Consider the following 7,875-nt stretch of genomic DNA (forward strand, 5'->3'; position numbering starts at 1 on the left):
GGCCTATTAGTTTACTGTATTCTCCCGGCCTTCAATTTGGCCGGGAGACGTCATTTAGAGAACAGTTACCATTCGATTGTAGAGCCATCAAATACGCGGAAGCTTCCGGATTGCTCAAGTGTTAGCTGTTCTGCGACCGAAACAATGCCTGCAACACTTTCCTCGGCAGAAAAGGTTGCGTCCTCACCGCCCATATCGGTTTTTACCCAGCCGGGATGAACTGCGACAGTTTTTACTCCTCGCGATTCGAGATTGCGTGCTGCTGATACTAGAACCTGATTAAGCGCTGCTTTAGATGCTCGATAACTGTACATGTTACCTGAACTGTTATCGCTTAAACTCGCAACTCGGGTTGAGATTCCCACGATGGTTTTGTGCTGACTTTTCGCAACGTTGTCTTGTAGGGCTTGAATTAGCAGGGCAGGTGCGACGGTATTTATGTTTAGTACTTCTAGCCATTTTTTCTGGGTCATTTCGCCAAGCTTTGCACACTCTTCGCCTAATACACCTGCATTAAGAATTAAATGATCGAGCGGACGATCCGCTAATTGAGTGGCTAACTGATCGATATCTTGTTGGTTAGTGACGTCTAGAGCCATCAGTTGAAGTTGATTAGATTGGGTTACTAGTTCATTGAGCTGCTTAGCATTTTCTGGTGAACGACAAGTTGCGATAACTTGCCAACCTTTTCCAAGGTAGTGGCGGACAAATTGCAAGCCTAAGCCACGGTTAGCGCCGGTGATTAATACAGTAGACATCGCTTCTCCTACGTTGTTGAGTTGAACAACGACCATATTAGAGGCGACGTATAAGCATGTAATCAAAACAGTATAAAAATGGCCTAGGATTCGACATTGTCAAATCTTAAAATTTGAGAAAGATGCTGGCAAAGTGTTTTAGCCTAGTGACCGTCAGTTCGGAGGCAGCACCGCTGACACCTGCAACAGCAACGACCTTACCATCCAAGTAAAGGGGGATCGCTAAGCAATTGAGGTTTGGCTCTGCCTCTTCTAAATCGAGTGCGTAACCTGATAATACAACCTGATTAAGTTCAGTTTCTAACGTGGGGGATATTTGGCTTTCAAGGCGCAATGTTCGGCGAAGCTCATCATCAAAACTAAGAAAAGCCTTGCCGATCGCAGATGTTGTGAGTCCTTCTCGTTTCCCTCTCGGGCTACGGATAGTAAGAGGGTTATCCTGCTCTATAGCATCGATATACAAGTACTCTTTAGCGCCACTTTGTACAGCGAGGTAAGCAGTGTTGTTAGTCATTTGGGCCATTTTTTTCAGCAATGGAACAAAGTGTTGTCGGATAGCTTCGTTTTTTTGTTCAATCGGCTTAGACAGTTCATAGCATCTAAACCCTAGGCTGTAGCTATGGTTGTGTTTGGATACATATCCAAGAGAGTGTAGAGTCGCAAGTAACCCGTGAACAGTCGTCTTATTTAACTGGATCGCATTACTGATCGTCTGTAATGATAGGGGAGACTCACTCATCGAGAGCAACTCGAGGATTAGAAAACCTCGCTCTAGAGACTGAATGTTTTTTCTTGCCTTGGGCACAAAGACTCCTTGATGATGGTGTTGCATCTGAATGGCTTACTGATGCTTCCACCTATAACAAACCACTACGCTGGTGGTTTGGTTTTATTAGAGAATATACTCAGCACTTAAACTGATCGGCTCGTTGTATGCGTCCACAAGGGAGTTTTTTCCTTGCTTCTTAGCATTGTATAACGCTTGGTCTAATATCGAATAGAGCTCATCAAAGTTGGTGAGTGGCATTGAGGTTGATAGATAGGCCAGACTCGCAGATATATTCAATTGATGGTCATTAAGCGAATGTACACTCTTTTCTGAAATTGTTTTATGCAGACTTTGTATTCTAAAGGGAACGTCAATCTCATCGACGTTTTTCAATAGCAAGATAAACTCTTCTCCACCTAAACGACCCAAGTAATCTCCCTTATTAAGTTTAGCTTTAAGCGCTTTGCATACCTGTTGTAGTACTAAGTCGCCAGTTGGATGACCGTACTGATCATTAATCGCCTTAAAGTCATCTAGATCGATTAATGCTAGAACGTAGCGGAAGTCTCCTTCCGCTTTGGAGGTTTGGCTTTTAATCGTCTCTATAATTGCCGCTCTGTTTAATGCACACGTTAAGCTGTCTATTTTGGCTTTTAAGCGTGTTTGTCGCTGAACCATCAATGCCAGAGCGAGGAGAATCAATAAACAGAAAACAACAAAATTATAAGTGCGTTGTTGGTCTGTGAGTTTTTCAAACTGGTACTGACTTAGAAGAGTTTCGTTGTTCAACTGCGCGACTTGTAGATCATATTCATACTCTTTTTTAGAGAGATCTAGTGCCTCTAACGCCTTGATATTACTCGCGTCTCGGTTCGTTAGTTCAATCGTCGAGTAGGCCTTGTGATGCTCCAGTGCCTTTTTGTAATCATTTTGAGCTTGGTATGCTTTTGCGAGGAGTAATTGGGCTTGCGCTTGCAATAAGGGCCTAGCGTTTTTTACCGCTAATCTTAACGCTATTGTAGTGTGTTCAATCGATTTTTCGGGTGTATGGTTCTTTAAATATGCCAATCCAGCAGCCAAATGACCCTCTGTTTCAAGGTGCGTATTCTCATAAGTTTGGGCAATGTTTAATGCTCTTCCAATGTAATCTACCGCGGTATCTAATTGCCCAGAATCGGCCAAAGCAGCAGATAACCCTAAATAGGTCAACCCTTGCCCGTATGGGTAATGAAGTTGTTCGAGAATCGTTAATGCATTTTTGTAGTGGCTGATGGACTTATCGAGTTCTTTGGATTTTCTGTACATCGCTCCTAGACTATGTTCGACTTGTGCAACTTCAAGAGGTGTCCCTTCATCTTGGCGAACCAGTAGGGCTTGAATGAGATATTGCTCTGATTGTTCAAATTGCCCCAGCTCTGCAAGTAAATTGCCGACGTCATTGTAAATCCCTGAAGGATCGCTTTGCGTCGACATGTTGGCCATCAACTGTCGATACAAACTTAAGGCTTTTTCATAGTCACCGCGGTAATTGTAGTTATTTGCTACCACGCGCAAAGCAAGATCAACAGGGAAGTTTTCTTGATGCTTATGATTTAAGTGGCTCTCTAAGGATGAGCAATAAAAGTTTGCTTTGTGATAACGACCTTGTTGATTCAGCGTATAACAAAGTTGATAGTTCATCAGAGCCTTGCCTTCGGAATCGGATATTTTCTTCATTGTCTGTCGCAAAGAAGAAAAGCTATCTACTGAGGCCTCGTAACTACCATGCTTACGTTCATTTAACGCAAGAATATATTCTGATTCTAATTGAGAAAAAGGGTTGTCTAAGACTTGACTGCTGCCATAGTAAGGCTGATTTATGTTTGACATATATTCATAAATCAATCCACTTACGTAGAGCTTTTCGCTGTCCGATTTCGCTGTATGGTAGCGATCTTGAAGCATGCTCAATGCCGACTCAGGGTTGCTTCGTAGTGTGGTTTGGTAGACAGAGTGCCACTGTGTGATATTTTGGTTTGGTTCAATATCTTGAGTGTCGCTTGCATATACTGGAGTGAGCAAAAGTGACGCAAGCAAGGGATAGAGCACGCGCATGTTTAAACGAGCCTTTAATTTAAGGTGCCTTTAAAGTTGAGTTATCATAGCGCTTTTAACGCATCAGCGTTGTGATTAAGTTGGGTGTACTAAGAAAAAGAGTAGTAAAACTATGCACTTGGTCGAGATATTGAAAGAAGAGGCATAAAAAAGAAAGACCTCAACATAAAGTTGAGGTCAGAAATCTTTAATCAATGTAAAGCTTTGCTAGATCTTGAGGCTCCATTTCTTTGCCTTCTAACTGATCGTTCCAGTTAGTTCCAACAAGAACACCATCTTCAGCAAGAGTCAAAAGCCAATCTTCAACAAAGATATCTAATGGGATTTCTAGTACAGTAAAATCTGCCCATTCTTCAACATTATGTGCTTCTGCATCTTCTTTAGAAGACCAGAAAGGCATGACTTCGCTGTTTTCGAATTCAGTTGAATCGCAAGATAGCCAACCTTCTTCATTGCGTAAACCCCAAACCAATTGGTTTTCTTTCGTTTCTGCAACAAAAAGGTCAAGGTTCGCTTGGATATCTGATGTAAGTTTGCTCATTTCAAAACTCTCGTTGTTATGACGTGGCTAGAGTAACACTAAAGTGCCGATTCCTAAAGCATAATACGGTTGTCGAAATGAGTAAAAATAAAGGAGCCGAAGCTCCTTTTCTGAGGTTAAGTATTCACTCGTTTTTGTTTGCTTTGTGCTTGCAGAGCAAACAAAAACAGGTACTTTACCTTTCTGGAAGAGTTGTGAATATTGTCCACTCTCTTTTTATCTCGCCTTTGTAACCAACGACTGATGCGGTTACTCGACGATTTAAAGCATGGCTGACTTCATCGGTCCCTTGCTGTGCTAAGTGAGTGTCACCAAAACCAACAATGCGGACTCTACTCGGTTCGATGTCGTAGCTTAGTAGGGCTTCACGGACATTGCGTGCTCGTCTTTCAGAAAGATCTTGGTTATGCTTTGAACCACCAACTTTACTAGCATAGCCGTGCAGCTCTATCGAAGTAGTAGGGTACTCTTTTAAAAAGTCGGAAAGCTCTCGGACTTGTCTTCTGAAGACTGGATTGATCTCATCAGAGTCGTTAGCAAAAAGTATCCGCACTTGCATGTTATCTGATGCTTTAATGTATTCTCCACAACCGTCGTTGTCGACCTCTGAGCCTTCAGGTGTACCTGGGCACATATCTCGAGCATTGATGACACCATCGTTATCGTCATCTTGCAAATCTGCTATTTGTTCTGCATTTGGTACAGGACGATACTCATATTCGTCTTCAGCAACAACGTGTTGAGTGATGGCGAGCATACCCAATGCAAATAGAATCTTCACTGGTTTCATGATCAGTACTCCACCTTTTCATTCCATTCTGTAGGTACATCGACACGCAAGGCATTTAACAATTGGCCAGTCGCGTTCATAACGCGGTACTTGGCGTACTGCTCTGAGTATCGAGCATCCAAGTAGTTCTTTCTTGCTTCGAAAAGTTCGTTTTCAGTATTTAACAAGTCCAGCAGAGTGCGTTTTCCAATGCGATACTGCTTTTCGTAGGCGATGACAGTTTCAGAGGCCGAATCTACGTGATCCGCTAGGAACTCTTTTTGTTGAAGTGTTAAATCTAACGCACTCCAAGATAGACGAAGACCTTCTTCTACTTGGCGGTATGCACGTTCTCTTAGGTCTTTTGCTTTATTTAGTTGGTAGGCAAAACTTTCAGCGTTGGCTACGTCACTACCACCGTTAAAGAGGTTGTAACGCATACGTAACATTGCTGTTGTCTCTTCGCTGCTTCCTTCGATACCGCTTGCATCATCACGCCATGTTTGAGCCGCTTCTACCGATATCGTTGGGTAGTAAGTTCCCTTAGATTGCTTGTATTGGAACTTTGCAGAGTCCACATCAGCTACCGAGATTTTGATTACTGGGTGTGACTCGAATGCCAAGTCAATCGCTTCATCGATGGTGTAGGGAATAAAGTTTTGGTCCGCTCTTGGGAAAATCAATCCTTGTGGTGACTGTCCGACAAGGCGTGTAAAGGTGGTGTGGCTGTCATATAAGTTGTTCTGAGCTGCCACCAAGTTACCATGAGCCTTTGCTAAACGAGCCTCTACCTGGGTTAGGTCTGCTGTAGAACCGATACCTGAGTTAACTCGCTTTTTAATGTCTTCATAGATCTTCTTATGCACTTTCAAGTTATTCTCGGAAAGTGTCAGAATTTCATAAGCTTTTACTGAGTCTAAATAAACTTTCGCGACCTCTAGAGCGGTGTCTTGGGCATCAGCTAGAAGTTGATAACGGACCGATTCAGCATCAGCTGCTGTTCGATCCATATCATTAAGTGTCGCTGAGCCATCCCATATTAGCTGGGTTAGTGTCACGGTGGCTTCTTTTCTTGTCAGATCGGTTGAATCTCGCCCTGACTCTGCAGGTTTGATTCCTTCGTAACCGATACCGGCATCTAAGTCTACGGATGGGAGGTAAGCACCACCAGATGCTTCATTCACATACTGCTTGCTAACGAATTCATTGAACGCACTTTTGATGTCAGGATTGGTTTTTAATGTGTTTTCAACCGCTTGCTCTAGCGTTTGCCCAAAAGCATGACTAGCGGTGAACATACCAATACAAAAGGCGTTGGCACGAGTCCACTTCACTGTGATTCTCCTAGATAATGGTAAAAATTCTCGAGGTGATAGGGCTTATAAGTGGAATACTTATAAGGGCGTCAATAATTTAGCGCACAATAACATTAATATGCGATGAAGTAACCTGTTGATTCGCTGTTCATTTGTTTCAATTTTGATAAATCAACCTACTAAATCTGCCTGAAACTTGAATTAAGATCTCAAATTAAAGATGAAGGTAATAGCTAGGAACGTGTGTCCAGATTTTAATAAAATAAAACACTTATGCATCTGGATTCTTATTGATGTATGACACATAATTACTTTATTGAGCATCAAATTGCTGTTATTGCACTATATATTCGGGCAATATATAGCAAATTAGTATTGTTAGTCAAAAACTTGACAGTTATTTAGGGTTAAGGTTTATATGGATCGTACAGCATTAGTGCCACTCGGTAATCAAGTCGTCGTAATAGGTTTGGATGGGCAGCTGAGAGTCCTTGCAGAAGGACAGCAGCCTCTACCAGGTGAAGTGATAGTGGCAATGACAGATGCTGCGCCTCAAGACCTGAAAATTCAGCTTGCTCAAGAGCAAGGTTTAAAAGATATTTCAGACGATGTAGCACAGATTATTAGTGCTATTGAGCAAGGTCAAGACCCTTCTGCTATTGATGAAGAACTCGCACCTGCAGCGGGTGAAAATAGTGGCTCCAGTTTGCAAAATAGTGCCACGATTGTACGAGATGGTACTGAAGTGCTAGCCTCAACAAACTTTGAAACTATTGGCTTAGAATCCCTCGGCTTATCTGAAACTCAAGCGTTGACCTTAAATGACTTCTTCACAACAGGTATCGAGACAAGTGGGGATGGCTCAAGTAAGCCACTTACTAATTCTCCAGTGACATTAAGCGCTGTTGAGGAAGATAGCGATCCAATCACGATAACTACTGAAGAATTACTATCGAACGTCAATATTGATGATGTCGATACTCTTGTCATTACAAACGTCACTATTGAGAGTGGGAATGGCACCTTAATTGATAACAGCGATGGATCTTGGACTTACATTCCAGAGGCTGACGATGACACTGAAGTGTCATTCTCCTATGACATTATTGATAACGATGGCGGTGTTATTAATGGCACTGCTAACTTAGATATTACGCCTGTTAATGACGCGCCAATAGCAACTAATGATGCGATTCAAACTGACGAGGATTCCCAGGTTGTAATTGATGTGCTCGCTAACGACAGTGATATTGAAGGTGATGATTTAATCATTACCTCTGCTTCTGTACCAGAAGAGCAAGGTATCGTTGAGATTATCGATGGTAAGCTTGTTTTCACTCCGGCTGAAAATTTCAACGGTAATGCAACGATTAGCTACACCATCTCAGATGGTGAGTTAGAGGATGAAGCTCAAGTTTCGGTAACAGTAAACTCAGTTAACGATGCGCCTATTGCCTCTAATGATACAACAATTACAGAGGAAGATAGCTCAGTAACGATTGATGTCCTGCCAAACGACACCGACATTGATGGCGATACGTTAAGCATTGATTCGGCGTCCGTGCCGAGTGACCAAGGGAAAGTTGAAATTGTTGATGGCAAACTGGTGTTCACACCGGCCGAGAACT

Annotated in this window: 7 protein-coding genes; 1 reads left to right on the top strand and 6 read right to left on the bottom strand. The window is 42.5% G+C overall.

The genetic code is table 11. From position 1 onward, the window contains the following. Positions 1–65 precede the first annotated feature (65 nt). The 6 genes from NL626_RS12685 to NL626_RS12710 form a co-directional block, all read right to left on the bottom strand. The gene (locus NL626_RS12685; RefSeq protein WP_054730597.1) at positions 66–758 is read right to left on the bottom strand and encodes an SDR family oxidoreductase; all 693 of its coding nucleotides are present in this window, start codon (positions 756–758) and stop codon (positions 66–68) included. A 106-nt stretch (positions 759–864) separates the two neighbouring features. Continuing rightward, on the bottom strand, positions 865–1,563 hold the full coding sequence (locus NL626_RS12690) for an IclR family transcriptional regulator (RefSeq protein WP_253657417.1): 699 nt from the start codon (positions 1,561–1,563) through the stop codon (positions 865–867). Between the two features lie 87 nt (positions 1,564–1,650). Continuing rightward, entirely contained in the window at positions 1,651–3,621 is a 1,971-nt protein-coding gene (locus tag NL626_RS12695) for a diguanylate cyclase (RefSeq protein ID WP_253657418.1), read from the bottom strand. Between the two features lie 187 nt (positions 3,622–3,808). Beyond that, entirely contained in the window at positions 3,809–4,162 is a 354-nt protein-coding gene (locus tag NL626_RS12700; protein WP_005377352.1) for a DUF2750 domain-containing protein, read from the bottom strand. A gap of 175 nt (positions 4,163–4,337) precedes the next feature. After that, positions 4,338–4,952, bottom strand: coding sequence for an OmpA family protein (locus NL626_RS12705; protein ID WP_005377354.1), 615 nt, complete (start codon positions 4,950–4,952; stop codon positions 4,338–4,340). A gap of 2 nt (positions 4,953–4,954) precedes the next feature. Further along, positions 4,955–6,265 carry a TolC family outer membrane protein gene (locus NL626_RS12710; RefSeq protein WP_017635971.1) on the bottom strand — a complete coding sequence of 437 codons (1,311 nt, stop codon included), beginning with the start codon at positions 6,263–6,265 and terminating at the stop codon, positions 4,955–4,957. Positions 6,266–6,665: 400 nt separating this feature from the next. Between NL626_RS12710 and NL626_RS12715 the strand changes: the two genes are divergently transcribed. Further along, positions 6,666–7,875 (top strand): cadherin-like domain-containing protein (locus NL626_RS12715; protein WP_253657419.1); only part of this gene is annotated, 1,210 nt, incomplete at its 3' end.

The sequence above is a fragment of the Vibrio sp. Y58_MX_L22 genome, from assembly GCF_024181865.1.
GTDB classification, from domain to species: domain Bacteria; phylum Pseudomonadota; class Gammaproteobacteria; order Enterobacterales; family Vibrionaceae; genus Vibrio; species Vibrio alginolyticus.